Source organism: Spirillospora sp. CA-108201 (genome assembly GCF_050936235.1).
Classification (GTDB): Bacteria; Actinomycetota; Actinomycetes; order Streptosporangiales; family Streptosporangiaceae; genus Spirillospora.
This window is the reverse complement of the sequence record NZ_JBNJNE010000001.1, coordinates 3,063,805-3,079,259: the sequence shown is the minus strand read 5'-3', so window position 1 is coordinate 3,079,259 and position 15,455 is coordinate 3,063,805. Positions and strand designations below refer to the sequence as shown.

Here is a 15,455-nt window from a genome sequence, read left to right as displayed (position 1 = left end):
CGCTACGAGGTCGCGAGCCCGTCGAACGGGGACGACGCCTGGGCGTGGCGGCGCTTCGGGATGCGCCCGGCGAGCCGCGCGAGCCGGCCGCCCTCCACCGCGTGCCGCATCGCGGCGGCCATCCGGGCCGGGGACTGCGCGCGGGTGACGGCGGTCGCGAGGAGCACGGCGTCGCAGCCGAGCTCCATGGCCAGGGCCGCGTCGGACGCCGTGCCGAGACCCGCGTCCAGGATCACCGGGACGTCCGCGCGCTCGACGATCAGCTCGATGTTGTGCGGGTTGCGGATGCCGAGCCCCGACCCGATCGGGGAGCCGAGCGGCATCACGGCCGCGCAGCCGATCCGCTCCAGCCGGTGCGCGAGGACCGGGTCGTCGCTGGTGTAGGGCAGGACGACGAAGCCGTCGTCGACGAGCTGCTCGGCGGCCTCGACCAGTTCGATGGGGTCGGGCAGCAGCGTGCGCTCGTCGGCGATCACCTCCAGCTTGACCCAGTTCGTCCCGAGCGCCTCCCGGGCGAGCTTGGCCGTCAGGACGGCCTCGCCCGCGGTGAAGCAGCCGGCGGTGTTCGGCAGCACACGGATGCCGCACTCGGTCAGCACGTCCAGCACCGAGCCGCGCGCGGACGGGTCCACCCGGCGCATCGCGACCGTGGTGAGCGCCGTCCCGGACGCGGTCAGCGCCTCGCGCAGCACCGCCATGCTGGGCGCCCCGCCCGTTCCCATGATCAGCCGCGAGCCCAGCTCCTCGCCCGCGATGACCAGCCCGTCGGTGTCGTTCATCCTCAGCCTCCCTGGACCGCGGTCAGCACTTCGATGCGGTCGGCGTCCCGCAGGGGCGTGGTCGCCCACGCCGAGCGCCGGACGACCTCGTCGTTCAGCGCCGCCGCCACGCCCGTCGCGGCGGCCGTGACGGACGCGACGACCTCGGCCACGCTCGCGCCGTCGGGCAGCTCGCGCGGCTCACCGTTGACGATCACCTTCATGCGCTCACCTCGGGGGAGAAGCGGTCGGGGGCGAACGGCCCGGCGACCTCGGGGACGGGCCCGTCCAGCAGCATCGCGGACAGGATGTCGGCGCTCACCGGCGTGAGCAGGATGCCGTTGCGGAAGTGCCCGGTGCCGACGAGCAGCCCGGGCAGCGCGGTCGGCCCCATCACCGGCGCGTTGTCGGGGGAGCCGGGCCGCAGCCCGGCGGTGACCTCGGCGAACTCCAGCTCGGTGATGCCCGGCAGCAGCTCGCGGGCGTCGCGCAGCAGCTCCCACAGCCCGCCCGCGGTGACGCGCGTGTCGAAGCCCAGCTCCTCCTGCGTGGCGCCGAGGACGATCTCCCCGTCCGCGCGCGGCACCAGGTAGACCGACGAGCCCCGGACGAGGCCGCGGGTCGAGCGCCGCAGGAAGGGCGTGCGGGTGCGCAGCCGGATCACCTGGCCCTTGACCGGGCGGACGGGTGGAACGGTCCCGGGGGGCAGGCCGCCGAGGTCGCCCGACCACGGCCCGGCCGCCAGCAGCACCCGGTCCGCGCGGATCACGGTGCCGTCGTCCAGTCCCACGCCGGCGGCGGCGTCGTTCTCGACGACGACGCGCTCGGCCCGGCGCCGGACGAGCCGGACCCCCAGCCGCTCGCACGCCGCCAGCAGCGCCGGGGCGAGCCTGCGGGGGTCGACCGAGCCGTCCTCGGGGGCGAGCAGGCCGCCGCGCACGCCGGGCGCGAGCATCGGCTCCAGCCGCCGGCACTCGCGGCCGGTGAGCGCCTCGGCGGGGATGCCCAGGTCCTCCTGGAATCGGCGCAGGTCGTCCAGGTGCCGCAGGTCGTCGGAGTCGAAGGCGACCTCGATGATCCCGTCGGTGCGGTAGCCGGTCTCCAGCCCGGTCAGCTCCTCCAGTTCGGCGACGAACGCGCCGTACCGGTCGCGGGAGGCGAGGCCGAGCCGCAGCAGCGGCTCCTCGCCGTAGGTCAGCTCGCTGACCGGGGTGAGCATGCCCGCCGCGACGGAGGAGGCCCCGGACGCGGGCGCGGGGTCGACGAGGGTGACGGCGGCGCCGCCGGCGGCGGTGCGCCAGGCGGTGGCCAGGCCGACCACCCCGGCGCCGATGATGACGATCTGCATGCGCGCTCCCTTCGCCGGCATGATCCGGATCAGGTCGTGGCGGTCGGCGGCCCGTTCAGCCGCCCTCTCAGCCCGGTCGCACCGGACTCCCGCGCTCTGTGCTGTTCTGCTGTGCCGTTCTCCCGCCCCCACCTTACGACCTCGGCGAACCGGGCAACTGCCTGGACACCTGTCCACCCCTGGATCGCCGCCCGTTAGGGTGACCCCATGGAGAGGGTCATCGTCGTGGGCGGCGGGCTGGCCGGCGTGCGCGCCGTGGAGGCCCTGCGGAGCAAGGGGTACGAGGGCGCGCTGACCCTCGTGTCGGCGGAGCGGCACCGGCCCTACGACCGGCCGCCGCTGTCGAAGGCCGTCCTCGCGGGCGAGTCCGACGACACGACCGTCGACGCCGACTGGGACGCGCTGCGCTGCGAACTGCTGCTCGGCGAGCGCGCCACCGGCCTGCGGCTGGACGAGCCCGGACGCGGCGGGACGGTGGCGTCCACGGCGGGCGACCTGCCCTTCGACGGGCTCGTCATCGCGACCGGCGCGGCTCCGATCACGCTGCCGGGGGAGGGCCGCCAGCACGTGCTGCGCACCGTCGACGACGCCCGCGATCTGCGCGCCCGGCTCACCGCGGGCGCCCGCATCGTGATCGTCGGGGCGGGCTGGATCGGCGCCGAGGTCGCCACCGCCGCGGCCCGCCGCGGATGCGAGGTCACCGTCGTGGAGGCCGCCGACACCCCGCTGGCGGGCGCGATCGGGCCCGAGGTCGGCGCGCTCACCGCCCCCTGGTACACCGAGGCCGGCGTCGGGCTGCGGACCGGGATCAAGGTCGCGGAGGTGCGCGACGGCGGTCTCGCCCTCGCCGGGGGCGGCCGCGTCGAGGCCGACGAGGTGGTCGTCGGCGTCGGGGTCCGGCCCGTCCTGTCGTGGCTGGAGGGCTCCGGGCTGCTGCTGGAGCGCGGCGTCGTCACCGACGGCTCGTTCCGGACCTACATGGGCGAGGAGGACGCGGGGGCGCGGCGCCCCGACGTCGTGGCGGTCGGCGACTGCGCCGCCTGGTGGTCGCGCCGCTACGGGCGGCGGCTCCTCGTCGAGCACTGGGACACCGCGCTGAACGCGCCCGAGGTCGCCGCCGCGACGCTCCTCGGCGGGGACGCCGAGTACGACGCCGCCCCGTACTTCTGGTCGGAGCAGTTCGGTCGCATGGTCCAGTACGCGGGCGACCACTCGGCGTCCGAGCGGCTCGTGCGCCGGGGCGACCCGTCCGGCCGCAAGTGGGCGGCGGCGTGGCTGACCGGCGACCGCCTCGACGCGATCCTCACCGTCGACCGGCCCCGCGACCTGGTGCAGGCGAGGCGCGTGATCGCCGCGGGGACGCCGGTGGACCCGGAGATGATCGCCGATCCGGACGTGCCCGTCCGGCAGGCTGTTCGCGCAGAGCGATCGGAGAGGGCGTAACGGCTGTGCAGCGGGTTTGAGTCTTCCGAAGGCGTGGTAGCAAGGGGGCGTGACGCAGATGCACGCAACCGTTGACAGCGCACTGGACCCCCGCACCGACGCCCTGGCCGGCGAGTGGCTCTCCCTCCGGGAGACCGCCGAGAGACTCGGGATCAAGCCCAACCGGATCAAGCAGCTCATCCACGAGCACCGCATCCTCGCGGTGCGCCGGGGCGGGGAGCCGATGGTGCCCGCGGCCTTCATCAAGGACGGCCAGGTCATCAAGGGGCTCCCCGGCACGCTGACGCTCCTGTCGGACGCCGGCTTCGACGACGCCGAGACGATCCGGTGGCTGTTCACGGCCGACGACACCCTGCCGGGGACGCCGGTGGACGCGCTCACCGAGAACCGGGGGACCGAGGTCCGCCGCCGCGCCCAGGCGCTCGCCTTCTAGCCCGCCGCCGGCGGAGTACGACGCACGTGACACGATCGCGGAGTCGCGCGCGGCGGGTCACCCGCGCGCGCGACTCCGTGGTCATCTCTGGAAAGGACGTTCCCCGGCCGTGTCCAGGCACCTCCCCACCGAGCGCGCCGTGGCGCTGCGCGCCCGGCTGAGCCGCGCCCGCCTCTACCTCTGCACGGACGCGCGGGAGCGCCAGGGAGACCTGGCGGCCTTCCTGGACGCGGTGCTCGCGAACGGGGTCGACATCGTCCAGCTCCGCCAGAAGGGCCTGGAGGCCCGGCAGGAGACGGCCCACCTGGAGGTGTTCCGGGCGGCGTGCGAGCGGCACGGGGCGCTGCTGGCCGTCAACGACCGGGCCGACATCGCGCACGCGGTCGGCGCGGACGTCCTGCACCTCGGCCAGGACGACCTGCCGGTGCCCGCCGCCCGCGCGATCGTCGGCGGCGACATGCTGATCGGCCGGTCGACGCACTCGGGCGAGCAGGCGTCGGCGGCGGCCGCCGAGCCCGGCGCCGACTACTTCTGCGCGGGCCCGGTGTGGCCCACGCCGACCAAGCCCGGCCGCGCCGCCCCCGGCCCCAAGCTGCTGGAGTACGTCGCGGCGCAGCGCGTCGCGCGGCCGTGGTTCGCGATCGGCGGCATCGACCTCGGCACCCTCGACGAGGTCCTCGCCGCGGGCGCGGAGCGCGTCGTGGTGGTCCGGGCGATCACCGAGGCCGACGACCCGGGCGCCGCCGCGGCCCTGTTCGCGCGCCGCCTGGCCGCGCGGCCGCTCGGCGCCGCCTGACGCGCGGCGCGGTTTGACGCGGATCACGGTGCGGGCCGCGGCCCGGTCGCCGACAATGGGGATCATGAGCGTGGGACCCGACGACGACCGCGAGGTCGTCCTGGACGACGACATGGACGTCCTGCCGGACCAGACGTCCGACGACACCGACGCCGGATGGGGCGAGTGGCGCACGGGCGACGACGACGCGCGCCTGCTGGAGGACCGCCCCCCGCACTGGTGAGCGGCCGTCCGGGTCAGGGCAGGACGCAGCGTCAGGACAGGACGCAGCGTCAGGACAGGACACCGAGGAGGAACCCGGCGGCCACGACGGCGCCGAGCGCGACCATCATCCGCCACCGGTAGCGCGGGATCCGCGTCGGGCGCGGCTTCGGCGCCGGCGCCTGGCCCTCGCGCAGCGCCCGGACGATCTGCGGCGCGGTCGGGCGCGCGGCGGGGTTCTTGTCCAGGCAGCGCGCCGCGAGGTCGCCCAGCGGGCCCTCCATGTCGCCGAGGTCGGGCTTGCGGGACGTCACGCGCCGCATGACTGCGGCGCTCGGCCCGGTGCCGAACGGCGGGCGGCCCGTCGCGGCGAACGCCATCGAGGCGCCCCACGCGAACACGTCGGCGGGGGGCCCGACCGGCTCGTCCTCGATCTGCTCGGGCGCCATGTAGGCGGGCGTGCCGACCGGGCCCGTGGTCAGCGGGGTCGCGTCGGCGGTGCGGGCGATGCCGAAGTCGATGACCTTGGCGCCGTCCGGGCCGAGCAGCACGTTGCCGGGCTTGAAGTCGCGGTGCACGATCCCGGCGCGGTGGATCGCCGCCAGCGCGGCGGCGGTCCGCAGCGCGAGCTTGCGGAGCTGCGGCGGGGTGAGCGGGCCGCGGTCGGCGACGACGTCCTGGAGCGAGGGCCCCTCGACGAACTCGCTGACGATGTAGGGGCGGTCGCCGGTCATGTCGGCGTCCAGCACGCGCGCGGTGTGCCGCCCCGAGACCAGCAGGGCCGCGTCCGCCTCCTTGGCGAAGCGGCTGCGCGCCCGCTGCCCGGCCGCCATGCCGCCGCGCAGCAGCTTGACGGTGACGAACTCGCCGTCGCCGTCCCGGCCGAGGTAGACGACGCCCTGTCCGCCCTCGCCGAGCCGCCCGACCAGCGTGTAGCCGCCGAGGCCGCGCGGGTCGTCGGGGCCGAGCGGGGCGCCGCACCGGTGGTCGCGGCCGTGCGCGGGCCGGACGGGCACGCGGCCCGGCCCGGGGTGCGCCTTGGCCGGGCGGCCGGCGTGCGCGCCGTGGGGCTGGCCGGCGCGGGCGGCGCGGCCGGGGCGGCTGGAAGAGGAACGCGGGGGATGGGGATCCGTCCTCCCGCGGGAGGTGTCGTGCGGCACTGGGGGACTCCGACTCGGCGGGGGCGGACGAAGATCTCCCCCTTTGTACCTCGTAACCGGCGAGTAGGGCAGGGGAACCGCGATCTTCTCCGTCAGCGGCACGTCCCGAGCGCCGCGGAGCCGACGATCCGCCGCGACGACTCGCCCACCATGATCTTGTAGCAGCCGGCGGCGACCTTCCACGCCTTCGCCCGCTCGTTCCAGTAGGCGAGCGAGCGCGACGACAGCGGGAACGTCACCCTCGCGCTCTGCCCGGGCGCGAGGGCGGCCTTGGCGTACCCCTTGAGCTGCCTGGGAGGCTGCGGGACCTCCGCGCCCGGCGACGGCATGCCGATGTAGAGCTGCGGCACGGCGACGCCGGCGCGACGGCCCGTGTTGGTGACGGTCACCTGCACGGACTTGGACGTCGCGACCAGCCCGCTGTAGGCGAACGTGGTGTAGGACAGGCCGTGCCCGAACGGGAACCTGGGCGTGATGCCCTTCGCGTCGTAGTGCCGGTAGCCGACCATGACGCCTTCGGAGAACGTGGTGTTCTTGCCGAGGCCGGGGTATTGCGCCGGGTTCCCGGACGCGGGGGCGTCGTTCTCGTTGACGGGGAACGTCACCGGAAGCCGCCCGCCGGGGTCCACGTCCCCGTACAGGACGCGGGCCAAGGCGTCCCCTGCCTCCTGACCCGGGTACCAGGCTTCGACGATGCCCCTCACCTGCCCGGCCCAGGGCGTCAGCACGGGTCCGCCCGTGTTCAGCACGACGACCGTGTTGGGGTTGGCCCTGGCGACCTCGGAGATGAGCCCGTCCTGGTCGCCTCTGAGCGGCTCCCCGCATCGCAGTGTCAGGCACGACTTGTCGAAGAACTCGCCCTGGCTGTCGGTCGCGAACACTACGGCGAGGTCGGCGGCGCGGGCCGCCGCCGCGGCGCCTCCGCGGTCGTCGCCGTCGTGGTAGGTCACCCTGGTCCCGGGACCCGCGCGGCGCGCGACGCCGTCCTGCGCGCTCACGGTCGCGAACGGGACGACCTTCGCCGAGCCGAAGCCGCTCGGGCTCTGCCGCGCGGCCCGCCCGATCAGCGCGATCGACCCCGGGGCCCGGAGCGGGAGGACGCCGTCGTTCTTCAGCAGCGTGATCCCGCCCTCCTCGATGGCCCGGGCGGCGTTCCGGCCGGCCGTCCGGTCGGCGCGGCTGAGGTCGTTGGGGTACGCCTGCCGGTCGAACACCCCGAACCTGAACATCGTCCGCAGGATGTTGCGCACGTGCGCGTCGACGGCGGCCTGCGTGACCTTCTTCTGCGCGACGGCCAGCCGCAGCAGGAACGCGTTGTACTTCATGCCGAAGGGCAGTTCCATGTCCAGTCCGCCGGCCGCGGCGCCGGCGGCGTCCTGCACGGCGGTGTGGTCGGACGGGACGAACCCCGTGAACCCCCACTCCGACCGCAGGATCCCGTTGAGGACGGCGCCGTCCTGGCAGGCCCACCGGCCGTTCAGCTTGCCGAACCCGCACATCACCGTCGCGGCGCCCGCGTCCTTCACCGCGGCCTCGAACGGCGGCAGGTAGATCTCGCGGAGCGTGCGCGGGTCGACGTTCATGCCGAGCGACAGCCGGTCGGTCTCCTGCGTGTAGACGGCCATGTGCTTGACGGAGGTCATCACGCCCTGCGCCTGCGCGCCCTGGATCCACGGCACGCCGAGCGTCGCCGACAGGTAGGGGTCCTCGCCGAGGCCCTCGAACGTCCGGCCGTTGCGGGGCGTGCGCAGGACGTCCACGGTCGGGCCGAAGACCAGGTCGTTGCCCCGGTGCCTGGCCTCCCAGGCGACCGTCCCGCCGTACAGCCGGGCGGCCTCCGGGTCGAAGGCCGCCGCGAGCGCGATCGGCGCGGGCAGCGCCGTCGCCCTGCCCTGGCGGACGCCGGCGGGGCCGTCGGCCATGCGGACCGGCGGGACGCCGAGCCGGTCGATCCCGTCGGCGGTGTCGGCGTGCGCGTTCTCGGAGAGGCCGCCGAGCGGCCCGCCGAGCGGATCGTCCGACGCCAGCATCGAGATCTTCTCGTCCCCGGTCATCCGCGCCAGCAGCAGCGCCGCCCGCCGGTCGGGTGACAGCGCGGCGTCGCACCACGGCCGCTGGGCCGGGGCGCCGCAGCGCCCGCCCGCCGCCCGCGCCTCGCCCGGAGCGGACGCCGCGGTCAGCGCCGTCGTCAGCGCGAGGGCGGAGGCGACCGCGAGCGCCGCCGGCAGCCCGCGCCCCGGCCTCACCGGCCGCCGTCCTCGTTCTGGACCCGCAGGGCGTTCAGCGCGAAGGCGACCATGTGGTAGTGGCCGATCAGCATCACGAGCTCGATCAGCTGGTGCTCCCCGAAGCGCGCGGCCAGCTCCGTCCACGTCGCGTCGCTGATCGTGCCGTTCGCGTGCAACTCGTCCGCGGCGGCCAGGACCATGCGGTCGTCGCCGCTCCAGCCGTGCCCGTCCGGGTCCTTCCGCAGGGCGTCGATCTCGTCCTCGGTGAGCCCCGCGTCCAGCCCCACCCGCCGGTGGTGGTCCCACTCGTACGCGCAGGACCGGTGGTGCGCGGTGCGCAGGATCGCCAGCTCGCGGTCGCGGGCGCCCAGCGTCCCGTTCATCAGCAGCATCGAGCCGAACCCGATCCACGACCGGAACAGCTCCGGATGCCGGGCGAGCGTGGTGATGACGTTCAGGGGCCCGATCGTGTCGGTCACGGCCCGGACCACGTCGTCCCACTCCTCCTCCGGGAGCGGGGCGAAGCGCGGGACGCGGTCTCCTGGGGTGTCGGCGCACATGGCGACATTTCTGCCACCGATCAGTGGGAGAGTTCTAGACCGCCGGGAAAACTTGGCCGAATCGTGTCACGGGGGGCTCAGGTGCTGCGCGTGGTGGCGGCCACCGCGAGCTCCGCCAGCGCCTCCCGGGCGCCGTCGGTGATCGGGGCCGTCTCCAGCGCCCGCTCCGCCTCGCGCAGGTAGCGCTCGATCATGGCCTCGCACGCGTCGAGGCCCCCGGTCTCCTCGATGACGGCGCGCAGCTCGTCCACGCCGGGGCGGTCCAGCGCCGGGTCGCCGAGGCGGCGCTCCAGCGCCGCCGCCTGGGCCGCGGAGGCACGTTCCAAAGTGAGCGCGACCAGGACGGTCCGCTTGCCCTCGCGCAGGTCGTCCCCTGCGGGCTTGCCGGTCTCGGCCGGGTCGCCGAAGACGCCGAGCACGTCGTCGCGGAGCTGGAAGGCGATGCCGAGCGGCAGGCCGTAGCCGGTGAGCGCGGCCGCCACGTCGGGGCGGGCGCCGGCCAGCGCCGCGCCGAGGTGCAGCGGGCGCTCGATCGTGTACTTGGCGCTCTTGTACTCCACCACGCGCAGCGCCGTGGCGACGTTCGCCTGGCGGCGCGTCCCCTCCAGCATGTCGAGGTACTGGCCGCACATGACCTCGGTGCGCATCAGGTCGTAGACCTCCCGGCCGCGCACCCTGCTCGCCCCGTCCAGCCCGGAGGTCTCGAACATCTCGCCCGACCAGGCCAGGCACAGGTCGCCGAGCAGGATGGCGGCGCCGCCGCCGAAGGACTCCGCGTCGCCCGGCCACCCCTGCGCGCGGTGCAGCGCCTCGAACCGCCGGTGGGCGGACGGCTGGCCGCGCCGGGTGTCGCTGGAGTCCATCACGTCGTCGTGGATCAGCGCGCTCGCCTGGAGCAGCTCCAGGGACGCCGCGGCGGCCACGATGCCGGGTCCGTCCTCGCCGCCCGCGGCGCGCCACCCCCAGTAGCAGAAGGCGGGACGCAGCCGCTTCCCGCCGCCGAGCAGGGCGTCCAGGGCCGACAGCAGCGGAGCGAGGTCCTCGCTGATGGCGCGCAGCGCGGGGCGCCGGCGGTCGACGAAGGCCAGCAGCGCCTCGTCGACCTCCTTGCGGATCCGGATGGTCGACATGCCGAGATCGTATCCACCTGGGCGCTTCTCCCCGGCATCACAGGCGTGAGATGTCACTAGATCGTCAGAAAAAAGGACATAACACACGCTCGGTGTGGCGAGCATCACGCGTATCGGCGCGCGGTCGCGTCCCTCCGCGGCTCTCCGTGCGCGATCGGCCCGATCCGCTGAAGCGGCGCTTCTGTAGGCTTGGTGGATGCGACGCGTACGCCCTGACAGGCCCCCCACCGTCCGAGAACTGCTCGCCTCGGGCGAACGCTCGTTCTCGTTCGAGTTCTTCCCGCCCAAGACCGACAAGGGCGCGCGGAACCTGTGGCGTACGATCCGCGAGCTGGAGTCCCTGCACCCGACGTTCGTCTCGGTCACCTACGGCGCGGGCGGCGGAACACGCGACACGACCGTCGACATCGTCGAGCGCATCGCCACCGACACCACCCTCACGCCGGTCGCGCACTTCACCGCCGTGAACCACTCCCAGGCCGAGCTGCGCAACCTGATCGGCCGGTTCGCCGCCGCCGGCGTCCGCAACGTCCTGGCGCTGCGCGGCGACCCGCCCGGCGACCCGATGGGGGAGTGGGTCAAGCACCCGGACGGCGTCGAGTACGCCGCCGAGCTGGTCCGGATGATCCGCTCCTACGGCGACTTCAGCGTCGGCGTCGCCGCCTTCCCGTACAAGCACCCGCGCTCGCGCGACGTCGAGAGCGACACCCGCCACTTCGTGGACAAGTGCCGGGCCGGCGCCGACTACGCGATCACCCAGATGTTCTTCCGCGCCGACGACTACTTCCGGCTGCGCGACCGCGTCGACGCCGCCGGCTGCGACGTGCCGATCCTGCCCGGCATCATGCCGGTCACCCGGCTCAGCACGATCGAGCGGTCCGAGCAGCTGTCGGGCGCGCCGTTCCCGCCCGAGGTCAGGGCCCGCTTCGAGGCCGTCGCCTCCGACCCGGAGGCCGTCCGCCGGCTCGGCATCGAGCACGCCGCCGAACTGTGCTGCGAGCTGCTCGACCAGGGCGCGCCGGGGATCCACTTCATCACGTTCAACCAGTCGACGGCGACGCGCGAGGTCTACTCCCTGCTGGAGGGCGCCGGGTACGGCGCCAGGGGCAGCGTTCCTCCCATCACCGCGTAGCGGGGCCCGCCGCCCGGGAACTCGAAGTCGGTCAGCAGGTCGACCATGCCGACCGACCGGTAGAGGGTGCGCGCCGGGGTGTCCGGCCGCCTGTCGAGCGTCGACAGCACGACGGTGCCCTCCGGCCGCCCCGCGCACAGCGCGCTGAGCAGCGCCCGGCCGAGGCCCCTGCCCTGCGACTGCGGGTGGACGTGCAACTCGGCGACCTCGAAGGCGTCCTCCAGCCACGAGTCGGCGTGCTCGGGCCCCTCCCGGTCGGACAGCGCCTGGTGGACGACGTCGTGCCACCACTGGCCGCGCGCACCATGGAATCCGTACGCGAACCCCTGGGCTTGCCCAGGAATGACCGGCAGCGCGCCGCGCCGCTCGACCACGAACGCGCGGAACCCCGGGTACGAGGAATGCCGCTCCATGATGGTGTGCCGGCCAGGGAGCTGCTCGTTCGGCGGTTCCATCGCGGCCGCGTACACGTCCAGCATGGGGCTCAGCCTGCGTAGGAAGGCGCGTTCGTCGATCTCGCGCAGCTTCGGGTCCCTCACCCGACAGAGACTAGACCCGCGTGATGGTCCGCTGGGTCGCGGAAAGCCGATCGTAGATGTCCCAGAGGATCCGGTCGGCGGCCTTCCGCAGCGTCCCGCGGTTGGTGTCGAGCTGCCCGGCCCACTCGCGCGCCTCCGGGCCGAGCCACGCGTCCGTCCCGCCGAGCGTCTTCACGGGCCCGTCCAGCGCCTGGCGTAGCCGGTCGATGCCGCCGTAGGCGTCGGCGTACGCCTGGTAGAGCTGCTGGTACTCCGGATTGGGCTGCTCGGCGGGCGACAGCCGGGCCGACGCGGCCCCCGTGATCGGCGGGGGCAGGCTGCCGGGAGGCGGAGGAGCGGCCATGGCGACCTCTCAGGCGGTGGCGGTGGACGGGTGCAGGTCGAGCCTGGCGACGGCCTCGCGCGTGCGGGCGCTCATGTCGGCCCCGAGGAGCACCTGGACGGCGACGGGCCGGATTCCGGCGCGGTCGGCCTCCGCCAGGAAGGCGCGCAGCCACGTCACGTCCATCGTCAGATGGTGGCTGGACGTGCCGAGGGACTGCCGCACGGCCGCCGGCCTCGCCTTGTCCCCCTGGGCGGCCTCCAGCAGGCCGGCGGCGCCCTCCGGGCCGAGGCGCTCGTACAGCTTCTCGGTGTAGTCGGGGTCGCCGGCATTGGCCTTCAGGTGCCGCCACACCGGGTCCGGGACGGGCCGGCCGTGCTGGACGGACGCCGCTATGGCCAGCGCGTCGGCCCGGGCGGCCCGTGCGGCCGCGGGCCGGTCGGGGAAGGCGCCGAGGTCACCGGCGCCGTGCGGGGTCGGCTGCGGCGCCGCCTTCGCGGGCGGGGTCGGCTGCGGCGGCGCCTTCACCGGGCGCGGCGTCCCCGCCGGGTGGCCCCCGGTCCTGCTCGGCGCCGGGGCCGGGGTGGGCGCCGGCGGCGTGTCGATGCCTCCGCCGGGGGAGGGATGGGTGACCGCGAAGTTGTACCGGCGCGTCAGCATCCCGAGCTGCTCGGCGGCCCACCGCGCCACCTCGTCGGCCTGCCGGTAGCCGGCCGCGGAGACGCCGGGCGGCGGGCGGTGGCCGTTCAGCCACCCCTGGATCGCGTTCTGCGCGTCCTGGAGCTGCCTGATGACCTGGTTGAGCGCCGGCGGGTCGATCCCCCGGAACTCCGGGTCGCGCGCCGCCGGACCCGTCCGCATCTGCGTCGCCATCACCCCTCCGGTGCTCACGCCTCGCCGTTCCCGACTCCCCAGAATCACACCGGTGTCACTGGCTGTCGAGGGCCTTGCGCACCGATTCGGCATCGCGCGCCACGACGGCGCTTTCGTCCGCCACGACGATCGGGCGCTGGATCAGCACCGGGTTCGCCACCATGACCTCGATCCAGCGGGCCCGGTCGCGTTCGAGGTCCTTGAGCCCGAGCTCCTCGGCGACCGGCTCGTTCAGCCGCGCCACGTCCCACGGCTCGGCGCCGATCCGGGCGAGGACCTCGTCCAGCTCCCGCGCCGTGGGCGGCCTGTCCAGATAACGGCGCTCGGTGTACTCCACGCCCGCCTCGTCCAGCGCGGCCTTGGCGGCGCGGCTCTTCGAGCAGCGCGGGTTGTGCCAGAGCTCCATGCTTCCCCTCACTCCACCTCTGCCGGGGTTCCCCCGGTGATCCTCAGCAGTTCGTCGTACGACGTCGGGAAGACGGTGTGCGGGTGCCCGCCCGCCGCCCACACCTTGTCGTACCTGTCCAGCCAGACGTCCACCAGCGTGCGGATCGCCTCGGGATGGCCGACCGGCGCGACGCCCCCGATCGGCTGACCGGTGGCCTCCCGGACGAACTCCGGCGACGCCCGCCGCACCTTCGCCGCGCCCACCAGGGCCGCGATCTTCACCGTGTCGACGCGGTGCGCGCCGCTGGTCATCACCAGCAGCGGAGACCCGTCGGCGTCGAACACCAGGCTGTTGGCGATCGCGCCGACCTCGCAGCCCAGCTGCTCGGCGGCGGCCTGCGCCGTCCTCGCGGAGTCGGGCAGCTCGACGACGGCTCCGGTCGCGCCAAGGTCGAGCAGAGCCTTCGCGACGATTTCGGCATTCGGATGCATGGGTAGAACTTTAAGGTCAGCGCATGCGAGGGAGAGCGATCGACGTGCGGAAGAGCGCGGTTCTGCTGGTCGCGGCCGTCGTCCTGACGGGCTGCAACGACATCGGGGCGGCGGCTCCCGCCCCGTCGAAGGAGTCGCCGGAGGGGACGCCGTCCAAGGCGCCGGCGACGCCCGAACCGAGCCCCACGCACCGAAAGCTGAAACCGGGTGCCAAGGGGCCCGACGTCGAGGCGCTCCAGCGGCGCCTGAAGGAACTGCACTACGACCCCGGAAAGGCGGACGGGAAGTACGGACCGTCCACGCAGACGGCAGTGTGGGCGTTCCAGGCGGTGAACCGCCTCAAGCAGAAGAGCACCCCTTCCTCTTCGTTCTGGAAGGCCCTGGACGCGCCCAAGGAGCCTCGGCCAGTGGCCAAGAAACGCGAGAAGAACCGCGTCGACGTGGATCTGAAGCGCCAGTACCTCGTCCTCTACAAGGACGGCCGCCCGCGGCTCATCACGCACGTGTCGTCGGGTTCGGGGGAGTACTACTGCGCCAAGGACCGGGGCGCCACCGTCGCGCGCTGCCGCTACGCCACGACCGGGACGGGCGACTTCCAGACGGGACGCCGCGCCTCCGGCTGGGAGACCTCGCCGCTGGGGCAGCTCTACAACCCCATCTACTTCAACGGCGGCATCGCCTTCCACGGAGCCCTGGACGTGCCCATGCAGCCCGCCTCGCACGGCTGCGTCCGCATGCCGATGCACATCGCGGAGTACTTCCCGGGCCTCGTCGGCACGGGCGTCCCCGTGCACGTCAGGCGCCCCCGCTAGCGTCCCCGCGGGAGCCGCCTTCGAGTCGCTGTCAAGCCCGCTGACCTGCGGTGTACGACACGTGTTCGAACACGTTGACGAATCGCCGTCAGGGCGGTTTACTGTGAAGCGCGTCGAACTTATGTTCGATGTGGTGCGGGACTCGCGGCCCGCGCCAGGGCGACGTCCCCGCCGATCGCGGTGTTTCGGCGGGACGGACGGCCGGGCGGAGAGAGGGGAAGCTCTCCGCCCGGCCGGCCCGAGCCCCGGAAGGAGGCAGACATGTCCGGAACGATGACCGCACGCGGGGTCCACTCCGCAGCCCAGTCCGTCCCGTCCCCCAGTCCTCGCCCACGCCACCGCCCGATGCCTGCGCCGCGCCCGGCGCACACGGCCGTCGGGCAGCTGCACGCCGCCCGCATGGGCCTCGCCGAGGCGGCCGAGGCCACCTCGCCCGCCGTCCGCTACGTGTGCGCCCACCTGGCGGCGCTGCGCGCGGCGGCCGCCGTCCTGGCGTCCCGGGAGCCTCTGGAGACCCACCGCCGCGGCCGTCCGCGCAGCGTGTGGGTGCTGCTGCCCGAGGCCGAGCCCGCGCTGCGCGAGTGGGCCGCCTTCTTCGCCGCCGGCGCCGACAAGCGCGCCGCCGCCGAGGCGGGGCTGCCGCGCGCCGTCACCCCGCGCGAGGCGGAGGAGCTCCTGCACGACGCCGAGGTCTTCGTCACCCTCGTCGAGGACACCCTCGGCGTCGACGGGCAGCCCACGCTCCCCGTCCCCGAGGCCGGCTGAGCACCCGAGAAGGCCGAGCTCCCGAGAAGGCCGAGCCACCCCGGAGGCCGTCCCCCTCCCCGGGCCGGCCACCGCC

19 protein-coding genes and 1 riboswitch are annotated in these 15,455 nt (G+C 74.5%); of the genes, 7 read left to right on the top strand and 12 right to left on the bottom strand.

Going from position 1 to position 15,455, the window contains the following annotated elements; translation table 11 throughout:
• Positions 1-2: 2 nt before the first annotated feature.
• The 3 genes from ACQEU6_RS15005 to thiO all read right to left on the bottom strand — a co-directional run bounded on the left by ACQEU6_RS15005 (position 3) and on the right by thiO (position 2,106).
• Positions 3-779 carry a thiazole synthase gene (locus ACQEU6_RS15005; protein WP_499332436.1) on the bottom strand — a complete coding sequence of 259 codons (777 nt, stop codon included), beginning with the start codon at positions 777-779 and terminating at the stop codon, positions 3-5.
• A 2-nt stretch (positions 780-781) separates the two neighbouring features.
• Entirely contained in the window at positions 782-982 is a 201-nt protein-coding gene (gene thiS, locus ACQEU6_RS15000) for a sulfur carrier protein ThiS (protein WP_499332434.1), read from the bottom strand.
• Complete coding sequence (gene thiO / locus ACQEU6_RS14995) at positions 979-2,106, bottom strand: glycine oxidase ThiO (protein ID WP_499332433.1); 1,128 nt, start codon at positions 2,104-2,106, stop codon at positions 979-981. Before thiO ends, thiS begins: the two co-directional genes overlap by 4 nt.
• A riboswitch (TPP riboswitch) is annotated at positions 2,096-2,209 on the bottom strand. (Overlaps the previous gene by 11 nt.)
• A 104-nt stretch (positions 2,210-2,313) precedes the next feature.
• Here thiO and ACQEU6_RS14990 point away from each other — a divergent pair.
• The 4 genes from ACQEU6_RS14990 (at position 2,314) to ACQEU6_RS14975 (ending at position 5,001) form a co-directional block, all read left to right on the top strand.
• Complete coding sequence (locus ACQEU6_RS14990) at positions 2,314-3,549, top strand: NAD(P)/FAD-dependent oxidoreductase (protein ID WP_499332432.1); 1,236 nt, start codon at positions 2,314-2,316, stop codon at positions 3,547-3,549.
• A 58-nt stretch (positions 3,550-3,607) separates the two neighbouring features.
• Positions 3,608-3,982, top strand: coding sequence for an Rv2175c family DNA-binding protein (locus ACQEU6_RS14985; protein WP_499332430.1), 375 nt, complete (start codon positions 3,608-3,610; stop codon positions 3,980-3,982).
• 109 nt (positions 3,983-4,091) lie between these two features.
• The gene (thiE, locus tag ACQEU6_RS14980) at positions 4,092-4,778 is read left to right on the top strand and encodes a thiamine phosphate synthase (RefSeq protein ID WP_499332428.1); all 687 of its coding nucleotides are present in this window, start codon (positions 4,092-4,094) and stop codon (positions 4,776-4,778) included.
• 64 nt (positions 4,779-4,842) lie between these two features.
• Complete coding sequence (locus tag ACQEU6_RS14975; protein WP_499332427.1) at positions 4,843-5,001, top strand: hypothetical protein; 159 nt, start codon at positions 4,843-4,845, stop codon at positions 4,999-5,001.
• Positions 5,002-5,050: 49 nt separating this feature from the next.
• Here ACQEU6_RS14975 and ACQEU6_RS14970 read toward each other — a convergent pair whose 3' ends face one another.
• The 4 genes from ACQEU6_RS14970 to ACQEU6_RS14955 all read right to left on the bottom strand — a co-directional run bounded on the left by ACQEU6_RS14970 (position 5,051) and on the right by ACQEU6_RS14955 (position 10,057).
• A complete protein-coding gene (locus ACQEU6_RS14970; protein ID WP_499332426.1) occupies positions 5,051-6,139 on the bottom strand; it encodes a serine/threonine-protein kinase in 1,089 nt (362 codons plus the stop codon).
• Positions 6,140-6,231: 92 nt separating this feature from the next.
• Complete coding sequence (locus tag ACQEU6_RS14965) at positions 6,232-8,385, bottom strand: beta-glucosidase family protein (RefSeq protein WP_499332424.1); 2,154 nt, start codon at positions 8,383-8,385, stop codon at positions 6,232-6,234.
• The gene (locus tag ACQEU6_RS14960; protein ID WP_499332422.1) at positions 8,382-8,927 is read right to left on the bottom strand and encodes a carboxymuconolactone decarboxylase family protein; all 546 of its coding nucleotides are present in this window, start codon (positions 8,925-8,927) and stop codon (positions 8,382-8,384) included. Before ACQEU6_RS14960 ends, ACQEU6_RS14965 begins: the two co-directional genes overlap by 4 nt.
• A 77-nt stretch (positions 8,928-9,004) precedes the next feature.
• Positions 9,005-10,057, bottom strand: a complete 1,053-nt coding sequence (locus ACQEU6_RS14955; RefSeq protein WP_499332421.1) for a polyprenyl synthetase family protein — start codon at positions 10,055-10,057, stop codon at positions 9,005-9,007.
• Positions 10,058-10,253: 196 nt separating this feature from the next.
• Here ACQEU6_RS14955 and metF point away from each other — a divergent pair, with 196 nt between their 5' ends.
• Positions 10,254-11,189, top strand: a complete 936-nt coding sequence (metF, locus tag ACQEU6_RS14950) for a methylenetetrahydrofolate reductase [NAD(P)H] (RefSeq protein WP_499332420.1) — start codon at positions 10,254-10,256, stop codon at positions 11,187-11,189.
• Here metF and ACQEU6_RS14945 read toward each other — a convergent pair.
• Genes ACQEU6_RS14945 through ACQEU6_RS14925 form a run of 5 tightly spaced genes read right to left on the bottom strand, consistent with a single transcriptional unit; the run spans position 11,126 to position 13,802 of the window.
• Positions 11,126-11,728, bottom strand: a complete 603-nt coding sequence (locus ACQEU6_RS14945) for a GNAT family N-acetyltransferase (RefSeq protein ID WP_499332418.1) — start codon at positions 11,726-11,728, stop codon at positions 11,126-11,128. The two genes, metF and ACQEU6_RS14945, sit on opposite strands and share 64 nt — an antisense overlap.
• A 10-nt stretch (positions 11,729-11,738) precedes the next feature.
• The gene (locus ACQEU6_RS14940) at positions 11,739-12,071 is read right to left on the bottom strand and encodes a hypothetical protein (protein WP_499332416.1); all 333 of its coding nucleotides are present in this window, start codon (positions 12,069-12,071) and stop codon (positions 11,739-11,741) included.
• 9 nt (positions 12,072-12,080) lie between these two features.
• Positions 12,081-12,923 carry a hypothetical protein gene (locus ACQEU6_RS14935; RefSeq protein ID WP_499332414.1) on the bottom strand — a complete coding sequence of 281 codons (843 nt, stop codon included), beginning with the start codon at positions 12,921-12,923 and terminating at the stop codon, positions 12,081-12,083.
• A gap of 55 nt (positions 12,924-12,978) precedes the next feature.
• Positions 12,979-13,329, bottom strand: coding sequence for an arsenate reductase family protein (locus ACQEU6_RS14930; RefSeq protein ID WP_499332412.1), 351 nt, complete (start codon positions 13,327-13,329; stop codon positions 12,979-12,981).
• A gap of 8 nt (positions 13,330-13,337) precedes the next feature.
• A complete protein-coding gene (locus tag ACQEU6_RS14925; protein ID WP_499332410.1) occupies positions 13,338-13,802 on the bottom strand; it encodes a YbaK/EbsC family protein in 465 nt (154 codons plus the stop codon).
• A 23-nt stretch (positions 13,803-13,825) separates the two neighbouring features.
• Here ACQEU6_RS14925 and ACQEU6_RS14920 point away from each other — a divergent pair, with 23 nt between their 5' ends.
• Both ACQEU6_RS14920 and ACQEU6_RS14915 read left to right on the top strand, forming a co-directional pair.
• Positions 13,826-14,614 (top strand): L,D-transpeptidase family protein, encoded by a 789-nt coding sequence (locus ACQEU6_RS14920; RefSeq protein WP_499332408.1) that lies wholly within the window; start codon positions 13,826-13,828, stop codon positions 14,612-14,614.
• A gap of 261 nt (positions 14,615-14,875) precedes the next feature.
• Positions 14,876-15,379 carry an SAV_6107 family HEPN domain-containing protein gene (locus tag ACQEU6_RS14915; protein WP_499332407.1) on the top strand — a complete coding sequence of 168 codons (504 nt, stop codon included), beginning with the start codon at positions 14,876-14,878 and terminating at the stop codon, positions 15,377-15,379.
• Positions 15,380-15,455: the final 76 nt, after the last annotated feature.